This is a genomic window from Arthrobacter sp. 05L428, assembly GCF_056397665.1.
This window is the reverse complement of the sequence record NZ_JBFTNW010000018.1, coordinates 1-3432: the sequence shown is the minus strand read 5'-3', so window position 1 is coordinate 3432 and position 3432 is coordinate 1. Positions and strand designations below refer to the sequence as shown.

The following is a 3432-nucleotide window of genomic DNA, read 5'->3' as shown; positions in this document are numbered from 1 at the left end:
GGGTCCTTTYGGGGGTCCGGGTGTGTGGGGTGTGTGGTACGGGGTTGTTGTTTGAGAACTACATAGTGGACGCGAGCATCTTTTATAAGAAGCAATTTCCAAGAATATGAACCTGGATCTGGTTCCATGCCTTCGGGTGTGGGGACGGTTTCATGGTTCTCTCGAAAATTACTCCTTGATCTTTTGTGGTCAAGTTTTTAAGAGCACACGGTGGATGCCTTGGCATTAGGAGCCGAAGAAGGACGTAGGAATCTGCGATAAGCCTGGGGGAGTCGATAACCGGACTGTGATCCCAGGGTGTCCGAATGGGGAAACCCCGCCAGACGCGCGAGTGATCTGGTGACCCGCATCTGAACACATAGGGTGCGTGGAGGGAACGCGGGGAAGTGAAACATCTCAGTACCCGCAGGAAGAGAAAACAATAGTGATTCCGTCAGTAGTGGCGAGCGAACGCGGATCAGGCTAAACCGTTCCATGTGTGATAGCCGGCGGGCGTTGCATGGTCGGGGTTGTGGGACTTTCCGTTCTGTCTCTGCCGGGACAGTGGGGTGAGAGCATGTGCATAGGTGAACGGTCTTGAAAGGCCGGCCAGAGAGGGTGTGAGCCCCGTAACCGAAATGTAGTGTGCCGCCTGGGAAGTATCCCAAGTAGCACGGGGCCCGAGAAATCCCGTGCGAATCTGTCAGGACCACCTGATAAGCCTAAATACTCCCTAATGACCGATAGCGGACCAGTACCGTGAGGGAAAGGTGAAAAGTACCCCGGGAGGGGAGTGAAACAGTACCTGAAACCGTGTGCTTACAATCCGTCGGAGCAACCTTGTAGTTGTGACGGCGTGCCTTTTGAAGAATGAGCCTGCGAGTTAGTGTTACGTCGCGAGGTTAACCCGTGTGGGGAAGCCGTAGCGAAAGCGAGTCTGAACAGGGCGTTGCAGTGGCGTGATCTAGACCCGAAGCGAAGTGATCTACCCATGGCCAGGTTGAAGCGACGGTAAGACGTCGTGGAGGACCGAACCCACTTCAGTTGAAAATGGAGGGGATGAGCTGTGGGTAGGGGTGAAAGGCCAATCAAACTTCGTGATAGCTGGTTCTCCCCGAAATGCATTTAGGTGCAGCGTTGCGTGTTTCTTACCGGAGGTAGAGCTACTGGATGGCTAATGGGCCCTACAAGGTTACTGACGTCAGCCAAACTCCGAATGCCGGTAAGTGAGAGCGCAGCAGTGAGACTGTGGGGGATAAGCTTCATAGTCGAGAGGGAAACAGCCCAGACCACCAACTAAGGCCCCTAAGCGTGTGCTAAGTGGGAAAGGATGTGGAGTTGCGAAGACAACCAGGAGGTTGGCTTAGAAGCAGCCATCCTTAAAAGAGTGCGTAATAGCTCACTGGTCAAGTGATTCCGCGCCGACAATGTAGCGGGGCTCAAGTACACCGCCGAAGTTGTGGMWTTCAGATATTAGCTAAGCCCTTGTGGTTCAGGCGTCTGGAKKGGTAGGGGAGCGTCGTGTKGGCAGTGAAGTCGCGGTGTAAACCAGCGGTGGAGCCTACACGAGTGAGAATGCAGGCATGAGTAGCGAAAGACGGGTGAGAAACCCGTCCGCCGAATGATCAAGGGTTCCAGGGTCAAGCTAATCTGCCCTGGGTAAGTCGGGACCTAAGGCGAGGCCGACAGGCGTAGTCGATGGACAACGGGTTGATATTCCCGTACCGGCGAAAAACCGCCCATGCTGAACAGGGGATACTAACCGCCCGAGACCTGCCCGRYCACCCTTGTGGTGTGAGGGTTTTGGTGGAGCGCGGGACCTGATCCTGGGAGGCAAGCGTATTAACAGGTGTGACGCAGGAAGGTAGCCGAGCCGGGCGATGGTTGTCCCGGTCTAAGGATGTAGGGCGAACGGTAGGCAAATCCGCCGTTCATGATGCCTGAGACCCGACGGGACCCCCGTATGGGGGGATTCGGTGATCCTATGCTGCCTAGAAAAGCATCGACGCGAGGTTTTAGCCGCCCGTACCCCAAACCGACACAGGTGATCAGGTAGAGAATACTAAGGCGATCGAGAGAATTATGGTTAAGGAACTCGGCAAAATGCCCCCGTAACTTCGGGAGAAGGGGGGCCCCCATCGTGATGGACACAWGCTGTCCGGAGCGTGCAGGGGCCGCAGAGACCAGGGGGAAGCGACTGTTTACTAAAAACACAGGTCCGTGCGAAGTCGCAAGACGATGTATACGGACTGACTCCTGCCCGGTGCTGGAAGGTTAAGAGGACCGGTTAGCCGCAAGGCGAAGCTGAGAATTTAAGCCCCAGTAAACGGCGGTGGTAACTATAACCATCCTAAGGTAGCGAAATTCCTTGTCGGGTAAGTTCCGACCTGCACGAATGGAGTAACGACTTCCCCGCTGTCTCAACCATAAACTCGGCGAAATTGCAGTACGAGTAAAGATGCTCGTTACGCGCAGCAGGACGGAAAGACCCCGAGACCTTTACTATAGTTTGGTATTGGTGTTCGGAGTGGCTTGTGTAGGATAGGTGGGAGACGTTGAAGCCCGGACGCCAGTTCGGGTGGAGTCATCGTTGAAATACCACTCTGGTCACTTTGGACATCTAACTTCGGCCCGTAATCCGGGTCAGGGACAGTGCCTGATGGGTAGTTTAACTGGGGCGGTTGCCTCCTAAAAAGTAACGGAGGCGCCCAAAGGTTCCCTCAGCCTGGTTGGCAATCAGGTGTCGAGTGTAAGTGCACAAGGGAGCTTGACTGTGAGAGAGACATCTCGAGCAGGGACGAAAGTCGGGACTAGTGATCCGGCGGTACATTGTGGAATGGCCGTCGCTCAACGGATAAAAGGTACCTCGGGGATAACAGGCTGATCTTGCCCAAGAGTCCATATCGACGGCATGGTTTGGCACCTCGATGTCGGCTCGTCGCATCCTGGGGCTGGAGTAGGTCCCAAGGGTTGGGCTGTTCGCCCATTAAAGCGGTACGCGAGCTGGGTTTAGAACGTCGTGAGACAGTTCGGTCCCTATCCGCTGCGCGCGCAGGAAATTTGAGAAGGGCTGTCCTTAGTACGAGAGGACCGGGACGGACGAACCTCTGGTGTGTCAGTTGTACTGCCAAGTGCACCGCTGATTAGCTACGTTCGGATGGGATAACCGCTGAAAGCATCTAAGCGGGAAGCTCGCTTCGAGATGAGATTTCCATACACCTTGTGTGTGAGAGGCCCCCAGCCAGACCACTGGGTTGATAGGCCGGATGTGGAAGCGAGGACTAACGACTCGTGAAGCTGACCGGTACTAATAGGCCGATAACTTACACCACACACTCCTTTGCGTGAACGGATTCAAAAGACGTTCACACCAGCAGAGGAGTACAAAGAAACAAGACTGCTTGCGTCCACTATGTGGTTCCCAAACAACAAACCCGCCACGGGCACGTTGCT

The 3432-nt window shown here is 55.0% G+C and carries 1 rRNA gene; it reads left to right on the top strand.

Going from position 1 to position 3432, the window contains the following annotated elements:
- The first annotated feature begins 187 nt into the window (after positions 1-187).
- Positions 188-3311, top strand: a 23S ribosomal RNA gene (locus tag AC1DH3_RS16655).
- The last annotated feature ends 121 nt before the right edge of the window (positions 3312-3432 follow it).